Origin of the sequence: Paenibacillus dendrobii (assembly GCF_009807035.1) — a bacterium.
In the GTDB taxonomy this organism is placed as follows: Bacteria; Bacillota; Bacilli; order Paenibacillales; family Paenibacillaceae; genus Paenibacillus_AQ; species Paenibacillus_AQ dendrobii.
This window is the reverse complement of record NZ_WUBI01000001.1, coordinates 1815531-1839290: the sequence shown is the minus strand read 5'-3', so window position 1 is coordinate 1839290 and position 23760 is coordinate 1815531. Positions and strand designations below refer to the sequence as shown.

Sequence of the window (23760 nt, the reverse complement as noted above, 5' to 3'; positions counted from 1 at the left end):
AAAAAGGGTTCGCACGAACGAAGGAGGACGAGAGACGTGAATATCGGTTCGTTGATTCGCGGTCTGCTGGGTGAAACCAAAGCGGGTGATGCGAAGCAGCTGGATATGAAGACCGGCCAAGTGGTCAGGGGTGTGGTGCTTAGCGTCTCGGAAGACGGTCAAGAGGCCGTAGTACAGATCCAAGGGGTTAAGGTGAAAGCGGCTCTTGAGACGCCGATGCAGGCCGGTCAAGCGACGCTACTGCAGGTGCAGCCGCCTGCATCGAACGGCATGATGGTGTTGAAGCCGCTGGCGGAGTCACCATACTCTGCGATACCCTCCCAATCGATGGCAGATGTGCTGGGTACATTAGGACTTGCTGACACGGATGAGAACCGTACGATGATCCAAGCCATGCAGTCCAGTGGCGTGCCGCTGAACAAGGAAAATGCGGAGCTGTTCAGCCGGATCATGCAGCAGAAACCGGCGTCTGTTCCGACCGAGCAATGGATCCAGTCCGCTGCGATAGCCTTGCAGCGAGGATTGCCGGTGACCGCGGAGAGTGTCCGCGGACTGCAGCAGGCAGTGTTCGGGCAACCGTTACATGAATTGTTAGCTGTACTTGATGAGCAGCTGGAGGCTGCGCAGACGATGCATGGTCCTGTCAAACCCGCAGCATCTGGAGATGCTGGAGCAGCAAACCGGCTTGGCCAAATCAGTCACAATTCGAGTGTTACGCAGGTTGGTTTAGGCGTGAACCAGCAGGAGAATATAGAAGGGGCATCAGCAAAGGGTCAGGCGGCCCAGACTGGCGGACAAGTGTTGACTGCCAGTGATGGGCACGCAGCACCTGCTGAAGGGCTGCAGCCGCTCTTGGCGAAGCTCCAGCAGGTGCTGCAGCAGCTTCGCACCGCGCCGCTTGCAGGCAGCGCCCTGGCTGCGCAGCAGGGCAATGCCGAGACCGCCGGCCGTGCAGCAGCATTGCCGGCCACCGGAATGGCGCCGCCCACGCAGCAGGCGGCGCTGACAGGCTCTGGCCCCGCCGGAGGGCCAGAGCCGATGCCGCCCCAAGCCCCCGGAGCGGAGCCGTGGGTGGGGCGGCTATTGAAGCTGCTCGGTGCGGAGCACGAGCAGCAGGGCCTGCGCGGGGCCGGGATGCCCGCGCAAGAACCAGGGGCCGCGGCGGGGAACGCGCGGCCTGTCGTGGCTGCACCGGCCGCAGGCCAGGGTGCGGCGCCGCAGGCAACGGGCCAGGCGGAGCCGGGGCCCGTTAACCCGGCCGGCGGCACGGCAAGCGCCGCCGCAGCCGCTGCGCGGCAGCCCGCCCCGGCGACGGCGCCGGGGAGCGGGGCGGTCCCGCAGCAGCCGGCCGGAGAAATCGCGGCCGGGCAAGAGCAGCAGGCCCGCACTTTGCAGGCAGCCGGATTACATACGGCTGCCACATCCATTCCGGCTGGGGAAACAGCCGGAATACGTACAGAGCATGCCTTGCATGGCTCAGGCGCTCAGGACACGCTCAAAGGCATTCTGCTGCAGTTGGTAAACCATGATGAAGTGCCGCCGGCATTGAAGGAAGCAGCTCAGCAGCTGGTATCCCACTTGACGGGCCAGCAGCTGCTGTTGAACACGGACCGGACGGCGCCGTTTGCCCAAGTCACCTTGTTTTTGCCGCTGAACGGACCGGACGGCCAAGAAACAGCCTCGGTTCAGATCCAATCCCGCCGGGGCCCTAAGGGTGAATTGGATGCCTCGAACTGCCGCTTGTGGTTCGATCTGCAAATGAAGCATTTGGGGCAGACACTGGTAGACGTGCAGGTCGTAGACCGGATTGTGAGTCTGAAAGTTCATAACGATGCGGATTGGGCCGGAGAGCTGCTGATTAACCACAAGGATGAAATATCCGCAGCCATGGAGTCCCTTGGCTATCAGCTGCTGACGCTGAGAGCAGAGCCAATGCCCGTGAAAGCGGCGGAATCGACGCAAGGTACGACGACGGCCGCAGCAGTCCATGATTATGTGCCCCAGAGCTACAAAGGGGTGGATTTCCGGGTATGAGCGATAAATCTCAGGAGCATCCAATTTCAATGAAGAAGGCGGTTGCTCTCAAATATGCCCCGGGGGAAGCCGAAGCACCGGTGGTGGCCGCCAAAGGGCGAGGCAGAATTGCCGAGGCCATTCTCGATAAAGCCAAGGAACATGGGGTTCCCGTCCAGGAAGATGCAGCATTGGTTGAGGTATTGTCGAAGCTGGATCTGGATCAGCAGATTCCGCCTGAGCTGTACCAGCTTGTGGCTGAGGTGCTGAGCTTTATATACAGGGCGGACCGGACGGCGCGGGAAAGGGAGAACGAATGGTAGAACGGACGAACAGGCCAAAGGATAACCGCCGTGAGAAAGGTGCTGCAGCAGAACAAGCTGCTTGCAGCTATCTGGCTTCCCGCGGATATGCCATTAAAGACCGCAATTGGCGTTGCAGGAGCGGTGAACTCGATATCGTAGCCGAGATGGGTCAACTGTTAGTTATTGTCGAGGTACGCAGCCGGAGCATTAGTACCCGCTTTGGTACTGCGGCGGAGTCTGTCGATATCCGTAAAATCAAACAGATTCGAAACACGGCCCTCGCTTACCTGCATTATAAACAACAGGTGGAGAGGGAGATTCGTTTCGATGTTGTGGCGATTGAACTGGATAGCGAGCGGCGTGCCGCGTCACTTCAACATATCGAAGGCGCTTTTTAGATAGGGCATTCTGAAAGCAATAGTATCAAGAATAATGTTATATAATGCTAAATATAATGCTAAATATAATGCTACATGAGCGTTAGAGCGATTTAGAGAAGACTTCCGGAGCGATCACAGGAGGTCTTTTATGTTTAATCGTTTTTCTGCATATATTGATCTCTTAAAGTTTGTCCTGCGATCCTTTCCTCTCATATTTTGATATGCGGAATACAGCAGTTCCTTGTTTTACTTTAAATACATAAGTTTTATGTTCGCGCAGAGGGAGCTCTCATTGCAGTCTTCAAGAACCCCGGCAATAGGATGAATAATTGTCCACAAAGGGGGATTAAAATATGTTTCTTAGGAGAAAGACGCCTAAAATAAACGACGGCTTCAGGTCTATAGCATGTCTGGAAAAGCTTTTTATCGGGGGTACGGAGCAGTGGCTCCTGATGAGAGGCAAAAGCGACTTACTGCCTGTTCTCCTGTTCCTTCACGGTGGACCTGGCTCGGCACAAATCGGATTTGCCCCCTATTTCCAGCGTGAGCTCGAGCGGCATTTTGTTGTTGTGAACTGGGACCAGAGAGGAGCGGGGTTGTCCTACCGTAGTGATCTCAATCCAGAAACGATGAACATCGAACAGTTTATTGCTGATGCCTGTGAGGTTACGAACTATCTTCAGAATAGGTTCCGCCAGAACAAGATTTTTATCGTCGGTCACTCGTGGGGCAGTATTATGGGTGTTCTACTGGCAGAACGCTTTCCTGAATACTACCACGCCTATATAGGTATCGGGCAGGTGGTCAACATGGCGAAGGGGGAGCGGCTATCACTTCAATACGTCATGCGAAAATCGCAGGAAGCAGGCCATAAGAAAGCACTGAGAGAACTTGCAGCACTTGAAGAGAATTCGTATTTGGATTATAGGAAGCTGGCAATCCAGCGCAAATGGCTGAGCGCATTTAAGGGAGTCATGTACCGACAGTCGATGATGAACGTGATTGTTCCCAAGATGCTCCGTTCGTCGGAATATCATGTATTGGACATCCTGCGATTCATCAGAGGGGCCCGATTTTCGATCAGGCACATGTGGACCGAGGTATGTGATATCAATTTGGAAGGAATTACTAAACTGCAAATTCCGGTATTTTTATGCATGGGCAAACATGATTACAATACGCCGTTTGAATTGGCGGAATTGTTTTTCAATAAACTGGAGGCCCCTATAAAGACCTGGGAATGGTTCGGAAATTCAGCCCATTGCCCGAATTTTGAGGAGCCGGAGAAGTTTAACAGGCATCTCATTCATTTACTTTATAAGGTAATGGAGCGATTATCGCCTTCATTTACAGAGGAGCAACAATCGAAATCTTAATCTATAAACTTGCGGATGATGGTGGCTTTAAGGAATTTGGAACACAAAATAGTTGCAAAATATGGATACAAAAATAAAACCTTCGCTTATTATATAAGCGTAGGTTTTATTTGCATTCGGCATTTTTCTGAACATTAAGCGAATGTCTCGACCTGTGGCCTGTCCAGATTCCGGTATTGTATCGCCTCGGCGACATGAACGGATTTAATCTCTTCATATCCGTCCAGATCGGCGATGGTGCGAGCGAGTTTTAAAATCCGGTCATACGCACGCATGCTGAGACCCAATGCTTCGATCGTCTGGTGGAGCATGTGGGAGGTGTCGGCATCCAGCTTGGCAAAACGCCGAAGCGCGCTGCCTGACAGCTCGCTGTTCCAGCAAATATGTTGGAGTTGACTATATCGCTTCAACTGTTTTTCATGAGCCTCAAGTACTTGGGAACGCATATCTTCGGACGAAGAGCTGAACTTCTCTCGCGTCCACTCTTTCGGCCGGGGGACATCCACCTGCAGGTCGATCCGGTCGAGCAGCGGGCCGGAAATTTTGGAGCGATATTGCGCGATTCGCGAAGGGCTGCACGTGCATTGATGACCCGGGTGGTCGCTTCCGAGATATCCGCACGGACAAGGATTTAGCGATGCGGCGAGCATGAACCTGGCCGGGAAGGTATGCACGGCTCTCGCCCTGCTAATGGTAACGGCCTTATCCTCAAGCGGCTGCCGGAGCACTTCAAGCACCTGGCGGTTGAACTCGGGCAGTTCATCCAGAAATAGGATTCCCCGGTGAGCCAGGCTGACCTCTCCCGGTTTCGGGATCGTTCCGCCGCCAATCAATCCTCCCGCTGAAATCGTGTGATGGGGTGAACGGAAAGGTCTGGTTCGCAACAGTCCCGCTGCGGGCTCCTTAAGCTTCCCGGCTGCGCTGAAGATTTTGGTTGTTTCCAGTGCTTCTTGCTCCGTCATGGGCGGAAGGATGGTAGGGAGCCGCTTGATCAGCATGGTTTTACCGGTTCCCGGCGGTCCCATGAGCATGATATTATGCATTCCTGCAGCTGCGATCGTAAGAGCGCGTTTCACATGCTGTTGCCCCAGAACATCGGCATAGTCCTCGAGGGGAGCGATATCCTGTATTGTTGGAGATGAAGGAGGCAACTGCAGCCCGGCGAAGGAGGAAATACGTATCGGGCTGTTTTTTTCGTTGGAGGCGAGTCCCGCCTCCTGTTCACCCAGAGCCAACAGCTCGTTCAAATGTCCAATTGCATAAATATTCATGTTTTCTACCAAGACGGCTTCTGGTGCGTTTTCCTTCGGCAGCAGGACCGCGGTGAATCCTTCGCGTTTGGCGCGGTCGACCATCGACAGAACGCCGGTAACCGGTCGCAGACTGCCATCCAGCGCCATTTCTCCGATCAGAAGCAGCTTCTCCTCCTGAGGTAGGATAAGCTGTCCGCTTGTACACAAAATACCAAGGGCGATCGCCAGGTCAAAAGCAGAGCCCTCTTTTCTTAAATCGGCCGGTGCCAAATTAATGGTCGTCCGCTGCAAAGGGAAGGCAAACCCGCAGTTTTTGATTCCCGCCCGGACCCGTTCGACCGCCTCGCGGATCGCCGAATCCGGAAGACCGATGATCGAGGTTAAGGGCAGCCCATTGGATATATCCACCTCAACTTCAATCAGGACACCGTCAATTCCATATAAACACGCACTATACATTTTTCCGTACATACAAAAAAAAGCCCCCTTTTTCACAGGATCGAGCCAGCCGCTGCATCGCTACGGGGCTTGCTGTCCGGTTGAAAAAAAGGTGCTTCCTTATTTTCAAGTATTTTGACCACATTGTAAGATTGGAGAAGTTAAATGTCAAGGCGGGATCTTTGCTCCGATAAATAAAATACGGAATGGACTTTTATTTGTTTGAAAAGGCAAAAAAAGTTGTAAAGTAAAGAAAAGCATACAATTCAATTGCAAACATAAAGTTTGGGTATATTTAATATTTTTCAATCCTTGTGATAATATTAGCAATGAAGGCAGGTGATGGAAGTAACATGGAATCCAAAGGTATTGTTCCCCAACTTCAGTTGGAGAACCAATTATGTTTTGCCGTTTATGCTTGCTCACGCGAAATTACGAAACTGTACCAGCCGTATCTGGAGAAGCTGGGCGTGACGTATTCACAATATCTGGTGTTGATCGTGCTGTGGGAAAAAGAACAATGTACCGTGAAGGAGCTGGGGGAAGCGCTGTTTTTGGACTCGGGCACGCTGACTCCTTTGTTGAAACGACTTCAGGCCGCCGGGCTAATCAACAGGGAGCGTTCTTCCCAAGATGAGCGAAAGGTGATCATTTCGCTTACCGAAGAAGGAATACTGTTGAAAGATAAGGCGGTAGATGTCCCCGGATCCATGCAAAATGAGGTGTGCTTGAACGGGGATGAGTTTAACCGTTTATTGGGGGAATTCAAGGGCCTTCTCGAACGTGTACATCAAATTAATTCGCAACGAGACGGGAAAACAGGGTAGGAAAACGGCGAATAATTACCATAAAATTCCAAGCATTCTCTCAAAGGGATTAAACCGATATCAAAAAGCTGTCGATGGAAGCGCAGTTTAATGAGGTAAGCGTTTTAAAATCATGGTACAATAGCTTGGGTTTATATTATTTTCCAAGAGAAAGACCCGCCTTGTAGCAGTCATGTTGATAGGAGGATTCCGTAGATGAATATCCATGAATATCAAGGAAAACAAGTATTGAAACAGTATGGAGTTGCCGTTCCGAACGGAAAGGTTGCTTATACGGTGGAGGAAGCTGTGGAAGCCGCAAAATCGCTGGGCAGCCAAGTAACGGTTGTTAAAGCGCAAATTCATGCAGGTGGACGCGGTAAAGCAGGCGGCGTTAAGGTTGCCAAAAATCTTGACGAAGTCCGCGCATATGCCGAGGAAATTCTCGGTAAGGTTCTCGTTACGCATCAAACCGGTCCGGAAGGCAAAGAAGTTAAGCGTCTCCTGATCGAAGAAGGCTGCGATATCCGCAAAGAATATTATGTGGGTGTTGTTGTTGACCGCGCTACCGGCCGCGTCGTTATGATGGCTTCGGAAGAAGGCGGCACGGAAATTGAAGAAGTGGCTGCGGCTACTCCTGAGAAAATTTTCAAAGAAATTGTTGATCCGGCTGTAGGATTGCAGGTTTTCCAAGCCCGCAGACTTGCTTATGCCATCAACATTCCTAAAGAACTGGTAAATAAGGCTGGTCAGTTTATGATGGCCCTTTATACAGCTTTTGTGGACAAAGACTGTTCGATCGCTGAAATTAACCCTCTGGTTGTAACGGGTGACGGCAACGTCATGGCGCTGGATGCCAAGCTTAACTTTGACTCCAATGCATTGTTCCGCCATAAGGACATTCAGGAGCTGCGCGATCTGGACGAAGAGGACGAGAAGGAAATCGAAGCATCCAAGTACGACCTGAGCTATGTAGCTCTGGACGGCAACATCGGCTGCATGGTTAACGGCGCAGGCCTTGCGATGGCAACGATGGATATCATCAAACACTATGGCGGCGACCCGGCCAACTTCCTAGATGTAGGGGGCGGTGCGACGACAGAGAAGGTAACCGAAGCGTTCAAAATCATTCTCTCCGACAAGCATGTTAAAGGCATTTTCGTCAATATTTTTGGCGGCATTATGCGTTGCGACGTTATCGCCGAGGGTGTTGTTGAAGCAGCGAAACAGCTTGGCCTTACCCGGCCGCTGGTTGTGCGTCTGGAAGGAACGAACGTGGATCTTGGGAAGAAAATTTTGGCTGAATCCGGCCTGAATATTGTTCCAGCCGATTCCATGGCCGACGGAGCACAAAAAATTGTCTCGCTCGTAAAATAGGTACCTTTAAAATCGAACAGGGGATGTGAACGAATCGTGAGTATTTTGGTTGATAAAAATACAAAAGTGATTACCCAGGGCATCACCGGGAAAACCGCCCTTTTCCATGCAAAAGGCGCCCTTGATTACGGAACGCAAATGGTGGGAGGTACTTCCCCGGGCAAAGGCGGTACAACCGTGGATATTGAGCTTGAAAATGGCAGTTCTGTGAGCTTGCCTGTTTTCAACACCGTGGTAGAAGCCAAAAATGCTACAGGCGCTACGGCGAGCGTTATTTACGTTCCGCCTGCTTTTGCAGCAGACTCGATTCTGGAAGCCGTTGAGGCCGAAATGGAACTTGTCATCTGTATCACTGAAGGCATTCCGGTGCTGGATATGGTCAAAGTAGCCCGTTATATGGAAGGCAAGAAAACCGTTCTGATCGGACCAAACTGTCCAGGTGTCATCACACCGGGCGAATGCAAAATCGGAATTATGCCTGGATATATACATACTCCAGGACATGTTGGCGTTGTATCCCGAAGCGGAACGCTGACTTATGAAGCTGTTCATCAGCTGACTACACGCGGTATTGGACAATCCACTGCGGTAGGTATCGGCGGAGATCCTGTAAAAGGTACGGAATTCATTGATGTTCTGAAACGCTTCAACGAAGATCCTAACACCTATGCAGTGATCATGATCGGTGAAATCGGCGGTACAGCGGAAGAAGAAGCTGCTGAATGGATCCGTGGTAACATGACCAAGCCGGTTGTCGGCTTTATCGGCGGCGTAACTGCACCTCCAGGAAAACGTATGGGCCATGCGGGCGCTATTATCTCCGGCGGCAAAGGTACTGCCAAAGAGAAAATCGCCAAAATGGAAGAATGCGGCATCAAAGTCGCTCCAACGCCTTCCGATATGGGCTCCACGCTGGTCAGCGTTCTTGAAGAACGCGGCATGCTGGACAAATGCTTGACACATTAATCCGTATTAGGGTTATGATAGATTCAAAGGTAAGCAACCTTTTATTTCCTCCTGTAGGGAATAAGGGGTTGTTTTTTTGTGTTTCTCAAAACAGGTTGCAAGAGGTGATAAGATGGATATACGGTGGCTGCTCATTGCATTGCATGAAACCAAAGGCGTCGGCAGAAAAAGCATTTCCCGGATGATATCGGATGGGCTGTTGACGGAGGAGATGATGGAGTGGGGAAATAGGGAGTGGGAAGCACAGGGATTCCAAGTCGAAATATCAAAGCGCCTCGTGCAAAATTTGTCCGAAACGGCTCTTTTAATGAAGCAAAAAGAAAAAGAATGTGATCCAGCTGTTCAAACGTTAACCTTATTAGACCAAGATTATCCTGCAATGCTGAAAGAAAGCCCTGATCCTCCGCATGTCCTGTATGCAAGAGGGAATATCGGATTATTCTCCTCGCCGGCTATAGCAATGGTAGGGACTAGAGTCCCGACGGCATACGGCAAGAAAATGGGCGAAATGCTTGCGCGAGGGTTATGCGAAGAAGGATTAACCGTTATCAGCGGACTGGCCAGAGGGATCGACAGCATTTGCCATGAAGCCGCGTTATTATGCGGAGGAGGGACAATTGCCGTAATGGCTACCGGCATGGATATCGTGTATCCACCCGAGAATAGATCCTTGTTTATCAGGATGGCGAAGGACGGTCTGGTCATAACGGAATATCCGCCGGGAACCAAGCCTCATCCAGGTTTGTTTCCACAGCGGAACCGTATTATTGCGGGCTTGTCGCTCGGTACGTTGGTTGTGGAAGCTGATGAGCGCAGCGGATCATTAATTACTGCGGACGCGGCACTGGATGCAGGAAGGGATGTTTTTGCGGTTCCTGGTCAGGTAACGTCGCCGAAGAGCCGGGGAGCACTTCATTTAATACGTCAGGGTGCCAAGATGGTATGCGAAGCAGCCGACATCCTTGAGGAATATGATTCATGGTTGCCAAAGGGGCTTAAGAATACATACAATAGGGAGCGTCAGGTACAAGAGGCCTCCCCTTGCAAGGAAGGTCATTTGACAACGGATGAGCTGCGACTATACCATATACTGGAGCAGGGACCGTTCACACTGGATGAACTGCTGCAGCACAGCCGGTGGGATTTTGGACATTTGCATTCAGTTCTGTTATCTTTAATCATAAAAAAGCAGATCACCCAATTACCTGGTGCTATATATAAGACTATATAAGTAAAACATGAAGGAAATGAATTTCAAAAATAGCCAAACCGCATTGAGCGGAGAAAGCTCTTGAGATTAAAGAATCGTTCAGCTTCGATGAAAACTGATAGATTTTTTAATCTTAATGAAGCTTTTGATGAATGGAGAGGAGGATATACCGATGGCTGATTCACTGGTGATCGTGGAATCGCCCGCCAAGGCGAAGACGATCGGCAAGTATTTAGGCAGCAAATTTATCGTAAAGGCTTCCATGGGCCATGTTCGCGATTTGCCAAAGAGCCAAATCGGGGTTGAAGTAGAAAATGAATTCAATCCGAAGTATATTACGATTCGCGGAAAAGGTTCCATATTAAAGGAACTTAAAGATGCCAGCAAAAAAGTTAAAAAGGTTTATCTCGCAGCTGACCCCGATCGTGAAGGGGAGGCGATTGCCTGGCATTTGGCGCACGCTCTGGAGCTGGATAATACTGAAAGCTGCAGGGTTGTGTTCAACGAAATTACGAAACAAGCGGTGAAGGATGCATTCAAAACACCGCGCAAAATCAATATGGATCTGGTTAATGCCCAGCAGGCTAGACGGATATTAGACAGACTGGTAGGTTACAAAATCAGTCCTCTATTATGGAAGAAAGTCAAAAAGGGACTATCGGCGGGTCGTGTTCAATCCGTTGCCGTTAAGATTATTCTCGATCGTGAAAATGAAATCGACGCTTTCGTCCCTGAAGAATACTGGTCCATCACAGCCAAGCTTGCCAAGGGCAGTTCCGTGTTTGAGGCGAAGTTCCATCAGCTCGACGGACAAAAGAAAGATCTGTCCAAGGAAGCGGATGTAGATGAAGTTCTAAAAGCCATTAAAGGAGCGACCTTCAAGGTTGCAGAAGTGAAAGAAAAGGAACGCCAGCGGCACCCGTCGCCGCCGTTTACGACCAGTTCCCTGCAGCAGGAAGCTGCGCGCAAGCTGAACTTCCGGGCTGCCAAAACGATGTCCGTTGCACAGCAACTGTATGAAGGCGTTGAACTGGGCAAGGAAGGGACCGTCGGTCTGATCACTTACATGCGTACCGACTCCACGAGAATTGCTGCTTCGGCTCAAGAAGAGGCGAAGGAATACATTGATGGAAAATACGGCAGCACGTTTGTGCCGGAAAGCCCGCGCGAATATTCGAAAAAGGCAGCGAATGCGCAGGATGCGCATGAGGCCATTCGTCCAACGTCAGTGTTGCGTGACCCCGAGTCCGTTAAATCGTTTATGAGTCGTGATCAGTTCAGATTATATAAGCTCGTATGGGAGCGCTTTGTAGCGAGCCAGATGGCTTCCGCTCTTCTCGATACATTATCGGTGGATATCGCGGCAGGAAGTGCGGTATTCCGCGCAACAGGCTCTAAAGTGCGTTTTCCCGGCTTTATGAAGGTTTACGTCGAAGGAAATGATGACGGCACGACAGAGGAAGAGAAGTTTTTGCCTGCCCTGACGCCTGGAGACAAGCTGAAAAAAGAAGAAATTGATCCGAAGCAGCATTTCACTCAACCTCCTCCGCGTTACACCGAAGCACGCCTCGTCCGTACCATGGAGGAACTTGGGATTGGACGGCCAAGTACGTATGCTCCGACACTCGAGACCATCCAAAAACGTGGATATGTAGCGATCGAAGAGAAGAAGTTTATGCCAACAGAGCTGGGTGAGCTTGTGATCGAGCAGATGGAGCAATTCTTCCCTGAAATTCTGGATGCGGAGTTTACCGCACACATGGAGGAAGATCTTGACCATGTAGAGGAAGGTTCTGAGGACTGGGTTAAGGTTCTGAGCGAATTCTATGAATCCTTTGAGAAGCGCCTCGAGGTCGCCGAGGAAGAAATGAAAGAAATTGAAATCGAAGACGAGGTTTCTGATGAAATCTGCGAAAAATGCGGCAAACCGATGGTGTATAAGCTTGGACGTTTTGGCAAATTCCTGGCTTGCTCAGGTTTTCCGGACTGCCGGAATACGAAGCCGATCGTCAAGGATATCGGTGTCACGTGTCCAAAATGCAAAGAGGGTCATGTCGTGGAACGCCGCAGCAAAAAAGGACGAATTTTTTATGGCTGCGACCGGTATCCGGAATGTGATTTTGTTTCTTGGGATCGTCCTTCAAGCAAGCCATGTCCGAAATGCGGCTCGTGGATGATTGAGAAACGGAATAAGCAGGGAGCCAGACTCCAATGCACATCCTGTGACCACGTAGAGGAAATCGAAGAAAACGACGACAATGATGAGATTATATAACAGCATGTTGCGTTAAACGTAGGAGGTAATCAATTTGACTGAAGTAAAACAGGTAACCGTTATCGGCGCCGGTCTGGCGGGCAGCGAAGCTGCCTGGCAGATCGCTAGCCGCGGCGTTCCCGTGAAATTATATGAAATGCGCCCCGTCGTGAAAACACCTGCGCATCACACGGACAAGTTTGCCGAGCTGGTGTGCACGAACTCACTTAGAGCAAATGGTTTAACCAATGCTGTAGGCGTGCTTAAAGAAGAGATGCGCATGCTTGATTCCATTATTTTGGGATCTGCGGATAAAAATGCGGTGCCCGCCGGTGGCGCATTGGCCGTAGACCGCGATGGATTTTCCGGAGACATCACGGATATTCTTCATAACCATCCGCTGATAGAGGTCGTAAATGAGGAACTTCAGCATATACCTGAAGATGGGATTGTTGTCATCGCAACCGGCCCGCTGACTTCGCCTTCGCTCTCCGCGGAGATTAAAGCGCTGATGGGCGAGGAATATTTCTATTTTTATGATGCAGCTGCGCCGATCGTGGAAAAAGATTCGATCGATATGAGTAAGGTTTATCTCGCTTCCCGGTATGACAAAGGCGAGGCGGCTTACCTGAACTGTCCGATGAACGAAGAAGAGTTTAATGCATTTTATGATGCGCTCGTAACAGCTGAAGTCGCTCAGCTGAAGGAATTTGAAAAAGAAGTTTACTTCGAGGGCTGCATGCCGATTGAAGTTATGATGAAACGTGGTAAGCAAACCGCTTTATTCGGCCCGATGAAACCGGTTGGTCTGGTGAATCCGCATACAGGCACACTTCCTTATGCCGTTGTTCAGCTTCGTCAGGACAATGCTGCCGGGACGTTGTATAACCTTGTCGGTTTCCAGACTCATTTGAAATGGGGAGAGCAAAAACGCGTCTTCTCCATGATCCCGGGTCTTGAAAATGCCGAATATGTCCGATATGGCGTCATGCATCGCAATACATTCATTAATTCGCCACGACTGCTGAAACCTACATATCAGCTTAAAACGAATGAGAACCTGTTTTTTGCCGGTCAAATGACCGGGGTGGAAGGTTATGTGGAATCCGCTGCTTCAGGGCTTATAGCCGGAATTAACGCCGCTAGGAAGGCAAAAGGCGAGGAGCTTGTCGTTTTGCCCGAGACCAGTACGATCGGCAGCATGGCACACTATGTTACTCATGCAGATCCTGCACATTTTCAACCAATGAATGCTAACTTCGGTCTGTTGCCTGGACTCGAGAAAAAGATCCGCAACAAAAAAGAGAAAAACGAGGCACTCGCTAACCGAGCATTGGCTAGCGTTGCTGAATTTGTTGAAGCTTATGGCGTATCTACAGCACACGAAGGAAGTCTAGACTAGGAGGCTTGACGGGTATGGAGATGTCATTTCATGCAACAACGATCTGCGCCGTGCGCCACAATGGAAAAGCGGCCATCGCCGGTGATGGCCAAGTGACGTTCGGAGAAAATATGATTATGAAGCAAACGGCTAAAAAGGTGCGCCGGTTATACCGGGGCCAGGTCGTAGCCGGCTTTGCCGGATCTGTAGCGGATGCCATTACATTGTTCGAAAAGTTTGAGGGTAAGCTGGAGGAGCATCATGGCAATCTTCAGCGTGCTGCGGTAGAACTGGCTAAAGACTGGAGATCGGACCGCGTTTTGCGCAAGCTCGAAGCTCTGATGATCGTCATGGACAAGAGCGGTATGCTGCTGATCTCCGGGGGCGGAGAAATTATCGAACCTGATGATGATGTTCTTGCGATTGGTTCAGGAGGCAATTTTGCATTGTCGGCAGGCCGTGCTCTCAAGCGTCATGCCCAGGATCTCGAAGCGAAGGATATTGCGCGGGAGGCCCTGAAAATCGCTTCCGAAATTTGTGTGTACACCAACGGAAATATCATCGTGGAAGAGTTGTAAAAGGTAGGGGGATGCATATGGATAACCAGAACTTGACTCCGAGACAGGTTGTTGCCGAATTGGATAAATATATCGTCGGTCAAAAAGAGGCGAAGAAATCCGTAGCCGTTGCTCTACGCAACCGGTATCGCCGTAATCTGCTTCCAGATGAAGACCGCGATGAAATCGTACCTAAAAACATTCTTATGATTGGGCCAACCGGCGTAGGCAAGACCGAAATTGCCAGACGTTTGGCTAAACTGGTTAATGCGCCTTTTGTCAAAATCGAGGCTACCAAATTCACGGAAGTCGGTTATGTCGGCCGAGACGTCGAATCCATGGTTCGCGATCTGATCGAGACCTCGATTCGCATGGTGAAATCGGAACGCACGGAAAAGGTCAAAGACCGGGCGGAAGAGCTTGCCAATGAGCGCATTGTTCAGATTCTTGTTCCCCAGAGCGGCAAGAACAAAAGTCAGCGCAATCCTTTCGAAATGATCTTCGGAGGCGGCAACAATAACCAGCAGGAACCGGAAGAAGACAAAGAGCAGGACAGCAACGTTGCGGAAAAACGCCGTCAGGTAAAATTCAAGCTGCTTTCCGGCGGCATGGAGGACGATCTGATTGAAATTGACGTAGAAGATACTACGCCGAACATGATGGATATGCTTGCCGGTCAGGGTAATGACCAGATGGGCATGAATATGCAGGAAATGTTCGGGAGTCTGCTTCCGAAACGGACTAAAAAACGTAAGCTGGCCATTAAAGAAGCACGTAAAGTATTAACACAGGAAGAAGCCACCAAGCTGATTGATATGGATGATGTCATTGCCGAGTCCATTCATCGCGCCGAACAGTCCGGAATGATTTTCATTGACGAAATCGACAAGGTTGCCAGCCAAGGCAAGGGATCAGGGCCTGACGTGTCCAGAGAAGGCGTGCAGAGGGATATCCTGCCAATTGTCGAAGGATCGACTGTCATGACCAAATACGGTCCTGTGAAGACGGATTTCATCCTGTTTATTGCGGCTGGAGCTTTTCATATCGCCAAGCCTTCGGATCTCATTCCGGAGCTGCAGGGTCGTTTCCCGATTCGTGTCGAATTAAACAGCCTGTCGCTGGACGACTTTGTGTCGATTTTGACGGAGCCGAAAAATGCGATCACGAAGCAGTACAAGGATCTCTTGAAAACAGAGAACATCGAAATCGACTTTTCGCCGGAAGCAATCAGGGAAATTGCCAAGATTGCCGCATCCGTTAATGACAGTATGGAAAACATCGGAGCCCGCAGACTTCACACTATTCTGGAGAAGCTGCTTGAGGATTTGTCCTTTGAGGCTCCTGAACTGACGCTGGAACAAATGACCATAACACCTGAATATGTGCGCGAGAAGCTTGCTGGCATTGCCCAGGACCGTGATCTCAGCCAATATATCTTATGAAATGTCAATCGCGAAGCCTATTCATAGTTGACTGACCGTCTATATTTGGCAGCAGTATTTATTGAAAGCATCAATAAACCCGACCAGAAGCCTTAATGGCATATATTCTGATCGGGTTTATTTGACTATAAAAGCAGTAAAATGGGATTAAATTATGTACATGGTAATTGTTTCACAAGTTTTGCTTTCGCAAATCGGAAAAACCGGGACTGTTTAGTTTTGGTTTTGGCGAAAAGTGACGATGCGAAAGCGGGATATGAACCTCTAATCCCTTATCCCGAGCAGTTTTAGGAATAACTTAACATAAAATAAGAAAAAAGCCCTCCTTTTGACTAAAAGATAGGGCTTTTTTCTTATTGTAATATAACCCAATCTTTAAGAAACTTAGGATATACGACAAGTTAGTAAATTTTTCTACTTAAGTCCTAGAAATATTGTTTATTTTGATTTCTTTTGTCGAAAAAAACAAGTTTCGGAGCGACGGATATGAAAAAGTATTTATACAAGATATGGAAAAGGGGGACAGCAAAATGGATTTGTTGAACAGCACCAGCTTTCAACGCATGGAGGCTGGCCTGCAAGCGGCAAACATCAGGCAGAACGTCATTTCCAACAACATCGCGAATGAAGAAACACCTTACTTTAAACGGTCGGAAGTGTCATTTGAAAGTCTGCTGCAGCAGGAAATGAATGGAAGCATGCCTCAACTGCGCGGGAAGATCACAGATCCCCGGCACTTTGCCATAGGTCCTACAAGCTCGATACCTGAGCCTGTCGTAACCATGGATCAATCCACTTCAATGAACAACAACCTTAACAACGTCGATGTCGACAGCGAAATGGCCAATCTCGCAGCGAATCAAATTCAGTACAATTCTTACATCCAGCAAATCAATGAACAAATCAAAATGATGCGTGTAGCGGTCGAAGGGAGATAGGAATAAATGAACTTGAACAGCAGCTTTGGCATTAGCGCATCGGGTTTGACGGCGCAACGCCTCAGAATGGATGTCATTTCTTCTAACATCGCGAATGCCGAAACGACAAGAGCTTCAATGGTAAACGGCAAAGCAGTACCGTATCGCCGTAAAATGGTCGTATTTTCGCCGAATGAGTCGAATTTTGCGAACATGCTGCAAGCGCAGATGAATGGAGAGGACAGCACCGCCCGGGGCGTCAAGGTTACTGCGATTCAGGAAGATTCAACTCCCTTTAAGCCAGTGTACAATCCCAATCATCCGGATGCGGATGCGGACGGTTATGTATATATGCCTAATGTAGACCTCACCAAAGAAATGGTAGATATGATCTCTGCCTCACATTCTTACAATGCAAACGTGACAGCCTTAAACGCTTCCAAAGCAATGGTTATGAAAGCACTGGAAATAGGACGTTAGTTCCTTGTATTAAAACCATAAAAATGTAAGGAGGGACATTAATGATTCAAAACACCATGTTTTCCACTCAGGCTTTACAACCGCTGAAACTTCAGGAGAGTCAAAGCGGAGCAACACCGGCTGAATCCCTTAGCAAGTTTGGTTCATACCTGGAAGATGCCATCAGCCAGATTGCTGATCAGGAAAAAGCGGCCGAGGAGATGAGCAATAAATTTATGCTCGGACAGGTGGACGTTGACCAGGTCATGATTTCCTCGCAAAAGGCGCTGCTGAGTCTGCAACTTACGTCTCAGGTTCGAAACAAGGTCATCGAGGCCTATCAAGAAATCATGCGTACGCAAGTATAAACGTAAATTGCTAAGATTCGGGTAGGGTGGGTGACGTTGTGAATGAAAGAATCGCCCAATATAAGGACAAGATCGTCCAATATTGGAATCAGTTCAGCAAAAAACAAAAAACAATATTTATCTCAACACTGGCTCTAATCATCGTCGCTATTGTGGTGCTGACCATGCAGCTTTCCAAAACGGAATATGAAGTCGCCTTCAAGGATTTAAATTCCAGCGACTCTGCAGGCATCATGAATTATCTGGATACCAACAACATTCCGTATAAGCTGGGTTCCGATGGTAAAACGATCTCTGTACCGAGTACGCAAGCCGCCCGCATTAAAGTGGATGTTGGTTCCCAAGGAATCGTTCAGAACGGTTCGATCGGATTCCGCACATTTGACAACTCGTCCTCCATTGGGACAACGGACAGCGAGTTTAATGTCAAATACAATAATGCACTGAATGGTGAAGTCGAACAGCTTCTTACACGGATGAACGGTATTTCGCAAGCGAAGGTTTTGGTAACTTTGCCTAAGGAGAGCGTATTTGCAGGTGCGGATGACCAGGAAAAAGGGAATGCATCCGTCGTGCTGACGTTCAAGCCGGGATATAATCCAAACCAAGAGACCATCGATGGATATTTCAATCTCGTCAAAACGGCAGTACCGAATTTGCCGATCGAGAACATCACGATGATGGAAGGCGAAGGCGGTGCAGAACTGTTGCCGTCCGCACGGGGCGGGCAGGGAACGTTAAGCAGTTCCGTGGAAGAAAACTTCACGCTGCAAAAGAAATTCGAAAATGAAGTTCGTCAAAATGTCAGACAATTCTTAAGCCGATTCATGGGAGCAAACAAAGTTGACGTTCTGGTTGTTTCCAAATTGAATTTCGATAAGGTTCAAAGCAAACAAAACCTGGTAACACCTGTTGATGAAGAGAATATGAAAGGCATCGAAATCAGCGTACAGGAAATATCGAAGAATTATACGGGCAAGGCGAATCCTGACAGCGGCGTGGCAGGCACGGGCCAAACTCAGGTGCCAACCTATCCTAGCGGTTCATCGACCGGTGACGTAACTTCCGAGGATCTGTCGAAGACGATCAATTATGAAGTGAACCGGATTACCAAAGACATTGTGTCCAGCCCTTATTCTGTAAAAGATTTAACCATTAATGTGGCTGTTGAACCACCTACAGGACAAAAAACGGTAGATCAACCGACAAAGGATGCCATTCAGAATATTTTGGTGAATATCGTCAGAGCGTCTCTTTCGGATTCGGGTGCTACATATACAGACGCGGAACTCGCTAAAAAAGTTTCGGTTTACTCGCAACCTTTTGGAGGAGAAGAAACCCAAACGAAAGGTTTACAGCTTTCCAAAGGAGTTCTGTGGGGTATTGGTCTCGCCGCGCTCGCTTTGCTAGCCGGAGGCGGCTTCCTGATTTTCCGCCGACGCAAACAGAGAGAGGAAATGGAAGAAGATTTTCCATTGCCGGCTCCAACGGAATTTCCATCCATTAGTTTGGAAAGTGTGACGAATGAAAGTCAGGTGCGCAAACAGCTCGAAACGCTGGCAAAGAAAAAGCCGGAGGAGTTTGTCAATCTGCTGCGTACATGGCTCGCTGACGAATAGAGGTGAATCCATTGGTAAAACCAAACAGCCAGGGGCTGAGCGGACGGCAAAAAGCGGCGATCCTGCTCATTACCCTGGGCCCGGAAGTTTCGGCTCAAATTTTCAAGCATCTTAGGGATGAAGAAATCGAACAACTTACATTAGAAATTGCCAATGTCCGTAAAGTGGACAGCATGGAAAAAGAAATGATCTTGGCAGAATTTCATCAAATCTGTCTGGCTCAGGAATATATATCGCAAGGCGGCATTAATTACGCGAAGGAAATCTTGGAGAAAGCGCTTGGTTCGCAAAAAGCGATTGAAGTTATTAGCCGCTTGACCGCGACATTGCAGGTTAGACCTTTCGATTTTGCTCGCAAAGCCGATCCGAATCAGATTTTGAACTTTATCCAGAATGAAAATGCCCAGACGATTGCACTCGTACTTTCTTATCTGCAGTTTGAGCAAGCGGCAGCCATTCTGTCATCGTTGCCTCAAGACAAGCAAGCGGATGTAGCAAGAAGAATAGCTGTCATGGACAGCACATCTCCTGAGGTCATTTCCCAGGTGGAGAGAGTTCTGGAACAAAAACTCTCTGCTACGGTAACGCAAGACTACACGAACGCAGGCGGCATCGAATCGATCGTGCAAATTTTGAACGGCGTCGACCGCGGGACGGAAAGAACCATTCTCGATTCTCTGGAAATTCAGGATCCGGAACTGGCCGAAGAAATCAAAAAACGGATGTTCGTTTTCGAAGATATCGTCAATGTGGACAACCGTTCCATTCAACGGATTATCCGCGATGTGGAAAGTGCGGATCTGCAGCTTGCACTCAAAGTCGCAAGCGAGGAAGTGCGGGATGTCATTTTCCGCAATATGTCCAAACGCATGTCCGAAACCTTCAAGGAAGAAATGGAATTCATGGGGCCTGTGCGGCTGCGTGACGTGGAAGAAGCTCAAACCCGCATCGTAGGCACGATCCGCAGACTGGAAGAAGCCGGTGAGATTATTATCGCTCGTGGCGGAGGGGATGACATCATTGTCTAATTTGATTAAATCTTCCCAGTATGTGCCTCTGGAGGCACTCAAAAAGCTGGATTTGGGACACCGCTATGTTTCTTCAGATGAAAATGTGTTTTTTGAAGACCGGACAATGGAAGAGACCAAAGAAATCCAGGCGGACGAGGAATCCAAACGACTGAGCAAAGAAATGCTGGAGGATGCGCGCGAGTTCGCTGAACGCCAGCTTCGCGAGGCTTCCGACGAAGCAGAACGTATACTGGCGGAGGCAAACGAGCAAATTGACGGCTGGTGGCAAGATCGCAGGCTTCAGGATGAACATTTGGTCGAAGCGCTTCAATCGGAAGGGTATGACACGGGATATCGTGAAGGGTCTGAGAAGGCTCTCGCGGATTTGCAGGAGCAAATATCCCGTATGATGGATGAGGCTCAAACGGTATTGAAGCAAGCTTATTTAATGAAAGAACAAATTGTTCAGGAAGCTGAGCCGTTTTTGGTGGATCTGAGTTGCGCCATCGCTGAAAAAGTGATCGATAAGCAATTGACGGTGGAATCCGATTACGTGATTGATCTGATCAAAAGCAACTTATCCCGCAAAAGGGAGCAAGGCGTTATCACGTTATGCGTTGCACCGAAGCATTTCGCTTTCGTACAAGCGGCAAGAGAAGAACTTGGTGCGGCAATAGACTCGCAGGCGGAATTGCAGATATTACCGGATTCGACAGTACATGACCGCGGCTGCGTGATCCGTTCTTCCTTCGGAAGCGTGGATGCGAGAATTGATACTCAGCTGACCGAGATCAAGAAAGAGCTGATCCGGATCGCACTGGATGACGAGGAGCGTAGAGACCAGGATGAAGATGCTTAACAGCGGACGATACATGGAGCATCTGCGGAATTTGGATCCGGTGAGAGTCAACGGTAAAGTAACCCAGGTTATTGGCTTAATGGTGGAATCGGAAGGTCCGGACGCCAGCGTGGGCGATGTTTGCTATATTTATCCGACCAAAAGCGCAAAGCCCCTTCAAGCCGAAGTAGTCGGGTTCCGGGATAATAAAGTGCTGCTGATGCCGCTAGGCGAGCTCCACTCGATTGGTCCGGGCTGTGATGTCGTAGGTACCGGGAAGCCGCTGAGTGTGCAGGTGGGATCAGAACTTTTGGGTAAAGTGCTTGATGGTCTCGGACAACCGCTCGACGGATCTCTTATTCCGACGCGGATGCCATACAGCTCGACATACAATGAACCTTCCAATCCATTGAATCGGCCGAGAGTCAAGGAACCGATCAGCATCGGAGTAAGAGCTATCGACGGTCTCCTTACCATCGGCAAAGGTCAACGGGTTGGTATTTTTGCGGGCTCAGGGGTCGGCAAGAGTACATTAATGGGCATGATTGCCCGCAACACTTCGGCTGATGTCAATGTAATTGCGCTCATCGGAGAACGGGGCCGAGAGGTTCTTGATTTTATTGAAAGAGATTTGGGGCCTGAAGGTCTTCAACGCTCCGTCGTCATCGTTGCTACTTCAGATCAGCCGGCGCTGGTAAGAATCAAAGGGGCCGTGATTGCAACAACCATCGCGGAGTATTTCCGGGATAGAGGCATGAATGTCATGTTGATGATGGATTCCGTGACGCGCTATGCCATGGCTCAGCGTGAAGTAGGTCTGGCTATCGGTGAACCGCCGGCGATGAGAGGGTATACTCCTTCGGTGTTCGCTAGTTTGCCCAAACTGCTGGAGCGAGCAGGAACGGGACCTACGGGCTCGATTACGGCCTTTTATACGGTGCTTGTAGACGGTGATGACATGAATGAACCCATTGCCGATGCCGTTCGCGGGATATTGGATGGACATATCGTTCTTGACCGGAATATCGCCAATAAAGGACATTTCCCGGCCATAGACGTTCTGTCCAGCATCAGTCGGGTGATGAAAGACATCGCTCCGGAAGAGCAGATTGAAGCTGCGGAGAACTTGAAGCGTCTGATGGCGGTTTACAAGGATTCTGAAGACCTGATCAATATCGGTGCCTATCAAAAAGGTTCGAATGAGCAAATTGATGAGTCGATGGATTATATCCAGGACATTTGGGATTTCACGCGTCAGAAGGTGAATGAAAAGGTAACGCTGGACCAGGTACAAGAACGTTTGATTTCCGAATTTTCAAGGAGATGACCTTAAGGGATGAGATTTCAGTATGCGTTCCAGAAAATCGTTGATTTAAAGGGAAACGAGAAAACACAGGCCGAATGGATGCTCTCAAGTGCGATCGGGGAATTGCAGGCGGAAGAAAAGTCCCTGGGCGAGCTGCTTCATAACAGGGAGCGGATGGCAAACGAGCTTCAGGAGGCTGCCGAGCAGAGAGCGCCGGTATCGAAAATTCGGGAATTTCAAATGTATGTCGAGCACCTGGAGCAGTGCATCGTAAGAAAGCATTCCGATGTGCAGCAGGCAAACGTCAATGTCCAAATGAAGAAAAAGCAGTTGTCCCACAAGATGCTGGACGAAAAGGTCTGGCTCAAGGCAAGGGATAAGGCCAAAAGTTCCTTTCAGCAAAGCATGCTCCTGAGGGAACAGAGTGAACTGGATGAAATGGCAACAGTAAGGTTCGCCATGAAGGCGAGATAAATGGAACCTAATCGATACCAAGCTGTTGCCTCGGGGGTGGATGGATTGTGGCAGAGAAAGATTTTGAGGTAGAAAAGGAATCTGCAGGAGGATTTGAGAGGTTTCTGTTTTTTATGATACCTATCATTTTTACGGTTGTCCTGATCGGCGTCCTTCTTACCTTGTTTAATGTAGATATTCGAAACAATATGCTGGAGTTTGCGGACAAAATTCCGATTGTGAGAAACTGGGTCCCCGATCCGGTGAAGGATCCTGAAAAAACCAAGCTTCAGGATGCGAAGGATCAGGTCAAGAGTGCCAATGCCACAATTGATGAGCTGAAGAGCAAACTGGCTTCCAAAGATGCCGACTTGGAGAAATCCAAGGAGGAAAAAGCTCAGCAGGATCAGAAGCTGAAGAGCGTACAGGAACAGCTTGACTCGGCCCAGAAACCCGCGGAAAATGCTTCGGCTGATGGTACTGATCCGAATGCGGATCCTTACGAGAAGCAGATTAAAGATTTGGCCAAAATGTACTCTGACATGAGTCCAAGCAAAGCAGCGCCGATTATGCAGAATATGACCATGGATGAAATGGTTCAACTGCTCAGCGCTATGAAGAATGACAACAGAATGGCGATCCTGGCAAAAATGGATCCCAAAATGGCAGCCGACGTGTCCATGAAGCTCAAGGATGCAGTTTCCTCAAGCGATCTGGCAATAGCAGCCTTGCAATCCCGGATAGATAAGGATACGACAACTCAAAAGTCGGCTTCGACTTCCGGGTTGGATAAATCCCAAATCAGTCAGACTTTTGCAAGTATGCCAGCCAAGAGTGCTGCGGGACTGCTTTTGTCGACTTATAAAATTTCACCGGAGAAAGTATTGACCATTCTGAACTCCGTGGATGATGCAACCCGTTCCGGCATATTGGATGCTATGAGCACTCAGGATGCCAAAACCACGGCCGTCATTTTGAACAAACTGATGAGCAAATAGTATTTATAGCCGATCTTCTATGGAAAGGAGGTGA

Annotated in this window: 22 protein-coding genes; 21 read left to right on the top strand and 1 reads right to left on the bottom strand. The window is 49.2% G+C overall.

Annotated elements, in window-relative coordinates:
• Window positions 1-36: 36 nt before the first annotated feature.
• From GRF59_RS07985 to GRF59_RS07970, 4 genes are all read left to right on the top strand, one after another.
• Window positions 37-2034 carry a hypothetical protein gene (locus GRF59_RS07985; RefSeq protein WP_160497062.1) on the top strand — a complete coding sequence of 666 codons (1998 nt, stop codon included), beginning with the start codon at window positions 37-39 and terminating at the stop codon, window positions 2032-2034.
• Complete coding sequence (locus tag GRF59_RS07980) at window positions 2031-2336, top strand: EscU/YscU/HrcU family type III secretion system export apparatus switch protein (RefSeq protein WP_160497061.1); 306 nt, start codon at window positions 2031-2033, stop codon at window positions 2334-2336. The genes GRF59_RS07985 and GRF59_RS07980 overlap by 4 nt, the downstream gene beginning before the upstream one ends.
• The gene (locus GRF59_RS07975) at window positions 2330-2716 is read left to right on the top strand and encodes a YraN family protein (protein ID WP_160497060.1); all 387 of its coding nucleotides are present in this window, start codon (window positions 2330-2332) and stop codon (window positions 2714-2716) included. The genes GRF59_RS07980 and GRF59_RS07975 overlap by 7 nt, the downstream gene beginning before the upstream one ends.
• Window positions 2717-3051: 335 nt before the next feature.
• Window positions 3052-4074 (top strand): alpha/beta fold hydrolase, encoded by a 1023-nt coding sequence (locus GRF59_RS07970; RefSeq protein ID WP_160497059.1) that lies wholly within the window; start codon window positions 3052-3054, stop codon window positions 4072-4074.
• Between the two features lie 134 nt (window positions 4075-4208).
• On the opposite strand, the gene GRF59_RS07965 is transcribed toward GRF59_RS07970, so the two are convergent.
• Complete coding sequence (locus GRF59_RS07965) at window positions 4209-5798, bottom strand: YifB family Mg chelatase-like AAA ATPase (protein WP_160497058.1); 1590 nt, start codon at window positions 5796-5798, stop codon at window positions 4209-4211.
• Between the two features lie 320 nt (window positions 5799-6118).
• On the opposite strand from GRF59_RS07965, the gene GRF59_RS07960 reads away from it, so the two are divergent.
• The 17 genes from GRF59_RS07960 (at window position 6119) to GRF59_RS07880 (ending at window position 23726) form a co-directional block, all read left to right on the top strand.
• On the top strand, window positions 6119-6592 hold the full coding sequence (locus tag GRF59_RS07960; RefSeq protein ID WP_160497057.1) for a MarR family winged helix-turn-helix transcriptional regulator: 474 nt from the start codon (window positions 6119-6121) through the stop codon (window positions 6590-6592).
• Between the two features lie 195 nt (window positions 6593-6787).
• A complete protein-coding gene (gene sucC / locus GRF59_RS07955; protein WP_160497056.1) occupies window positions 6788-7948 on the top strand; it encodes an ADP-forming succinate--CoA ligase subunit beta in 1161 nt (386 codons plus the stop codon).
• Window positions 7949-7984: 36 nt separating this feature from the next.
• The gene (gene sucD / locus GRF59_RS07950) at window positions 7985-8914 is read left to right on the top strand and encodes a succinate--CoA ligase subunit alpha (protein ID WP_160497055.1); all 930 of its coding nucleotides are present in this window, start codon (window positions 7985-7987) and stop codon (window positions 8912-8914) included.
• A 112-nt stretch (window positions 8915-9026) separates the two neighbouring features.
• Window positions 9027-10145 carry a DNA-processing protein DprA gene (gene dprA / locus GRF59_RS07945; RefSeq protein WP_160497054.1) on the top strand — a complete coding sequence of 373 codons (1119 nt, stop codon included), beginning with the start codon at window positions 9027-9029 and terminating at the stop codon, window positions 10143-10145.
• Between the two features lie 151 nt (window positions 10146-10296).
• Window positions 10297-12399: a type I DNA topoisomerase gene (gene topA, locus GRF59_RS07940; protein WP_160497053.1), complete on the top strand. Its 2103-nt coding sequence runs from the start codon at window positions 10297-10299 to the stop codon at window positions 12397-12399.
• A 34-nt stretch (window positions 12400-12433) separates the two neighbouring features.
• Window positions 12434-13780 (top strand): FADH(2)-oxidizing methylenetetrahydrofolate--tRNA-(uracil(54)-C(5))-methyltransferase TrmFO, encoded by a 1347-nt coding sequence (gene trmFO / locus GRF59_RS07935; RefSeq protein WP_160497052.1) that lies wholly within the window; start codon window positions 12434-12436, stop codon window positions 13778-13780.
• A gap of 14 nt (window positions 13781-13794) precedes the next feature.
• The gene (gene hslV, locus GRF59_RS07930; protein WP_136604695.1) at window positions 13795-14337 is read left to right on the top strand and encodes an ATP-dependent protease subunit HslV; all 543 of its coding nucleotides are present in this window, start codon (window positions 13795-13797) and stop codon (window positions 14335-14337) included.
• Window positions 14338-14354: 17 nt separating this feature from the next.
• The gene (hslU, locus tag GRF59_RS07925) at window positions 14355-15758 is read left to right on the top strand and encodes an ATP-dependent protease ATPase subunit HslU (protein ID WP_160497051.1); all 1404 of its coding nucleotides are present in this window, start codon (window positions 14355-14357) and stop codon (window positions 15756-15758) included.
• 530 nt (window positions 15759-16288) lie between these two features.
• Window positions 16289-16696: a flagellar basal body rod protein FlgB gene (flgB, locus tag GRF59_RS07920; protein ID WP_160497050.1), complete on the top strand. Its 408-nt coding sequence runs from the start codon at window positions 16289-16291 to the stop codon at window positions 16694-16696.
• Window positions 16697-16702: 6 nt separating this feature from the next.
• The gene (gene flgC, locus GRF59_RS07915; RefSeq protein ID WP_160497049.1) at window positions 16703-17155 is read left to right on the top strand and encodes a flagellar basal body rod protein FlgC; all 453 of its coding nucleotides are present in this window, start codon (window positions 16703-16705) and stop codon (window positions 17153-17155) included.
• Window positions 17156-17196: 41 nt separating this feature from the next.
• The gene (gene fliE / locus GRF59_RS07910; RefSeq protein WP_160497048.1) at window positions 17197-17502 is read left to right on the top strand and encodes a flagellar hook-basal body complex protein FliE; all 306 of its coding nucleotides are present in this window, start codon (window positions 17197-17199) and stop codon (window positions 17500-17502) included.
• A 38-nt stretch (window positions 17503-17540) separates the two neighbouring features.
• Window positions 17541-19121, top strand: a complete 1581-nt coding sequence (gene fliF / locus GRF59_RS07905) for a flagellar basal-body MS-ring/collar protein FliF (RefSeq protein WP_160497047.1) — start codon at window positions 17541-17543, stop codon at window positions 19119-19121.
• Window positions 19122-19132: 11 nt separating this feature from the next.
• On the top strand, window positions 19133-20149 hold the full coding sequence (fliG, locus tag GRF59_RS07900) for a flagellar motor switch protein FliG (protein WP_160497046.1): 1017 nt from the start codon (window positions 19133-19135) through the stop codon (window positions 20147-20149).
• A complete protein-coding gene (locus GRF59_RS07895; RefSeq protein ID WP_160497045.1) occupies window positions 20142-20990 on the top strand; it encodes a FliH/SctL family protein in 849 nt (282 codons plus the stop codon). The genes fliG and GRF59_RS07895 overlap by 8 nt, the downstream gene beginning before the upstream one ends.
• Window positions 20977-22296: a flagellar protein export ATPase FliI gene (fliI, locus tag GRF59_RS07890; RefSeq protein ID WP_160497044.1), complete on the top strand. Its 1320-nt coding sequence runs from the start codon at window positions 20977-20979 to the stop codon at window positions 22294-22296. The genes GRF59_RS07895 and fliI overlap by 14 nt, the downstream gene beginning before the upstream one ends.
• Window positions 22297-22305: 9 nt before the next feature.
• Window positions 22306-22749 (top strand): flagellar export protein FliJ, encoded by a 444-nt coding sequence (gene fliJ / locus GRF59_RS07885; protein WP_160497043.1) that lies wholly within the window; start codon window positions 22306-22308, stop codon window positions 22747-22749.
• Between the two features lie 113 nt (window positions 22750-22862).
• Window positions 22863-23726, top strand: a complete 864-nt coding sequence (locus GRF59_RS07880) for a MotE family protein (RefSeq protein ID WP_160497042.1) — start codon at window positions 22863-22865, stop codon at window positions 23724-23726.
• Window positions 23727-23760: the final 34 nt, after the last annotated feature.